General features: G+C 61.8%; 1 protein-coding gene. It reads left to right on the plus strand.

Annotated features, from left to right (window positions below):
- A partial coding sequence (locus tag ACODSZ_RS23120; RefSeq protein ID WP_488928649.1) for a hypothetical protein occupies window positions 1-560 on the plus strand: 560 nt, incomplete at its 5' end.
- Between the last annotated feature and the right edge of the window lie 60 nt (window positions 561-620).

The following is a 620-nucleotide window of genomic DNA, read 5'->3' on the forward strand; positions in this document are numbered from 1 at the left end:
AGGCTGCGGAAGAATATACGGTCACGGTCCCGGAAGCATTCAAGGACGCATTCAAACCCGAAGAAGACCAAGGCTTCCAAGATTTCCGCACCAAGGCGTTCGAAGCGGGCATGACCCAGAAGCAGCTGGACCTGGTGATGGATCGCTACTTCGAAATGGCGCCGCAGCTGGTGGCCGCTGCCGGCGTCCTCGATGCCAACACCTGCAAGGCGGAGCTGGAGAAGGCCTGGGCCACGCCCGCGACGTTCAACCGGAATGTCGGCCTGGCGTTCTCGGCGGCCACCGCGCTGTCCAGCAAGGCCGGCATCGATGTCCAGCAGATCATGAATGGGCCGCTGGGCAACAATCCGCAGTTCCTGCAGCTCATGGCGGCGCTGGGCCCGGAGCTGGCCGAGGACAAGAACCCGAACAGCGAAGGCAATATCACCTCTGGCGATGAGATCGAAAGCCTCATGGCATCCGAAGCCTATTCCAACCCCAGCCACAAAGACCACGCCCGCGTCAGCGAGAAGGTCCGCAACTACTTCGCCAAGAAATACGGCACCGAAGCCGCCGCGTAACACCCCCTCCATTTAGTCGGGAAACCGACCCCCACCCAGCGCGACCATTGCGGGCAGATA

This window comes from Herbaspirillum sp. FG34 (genome assembly GCF_057809315.1).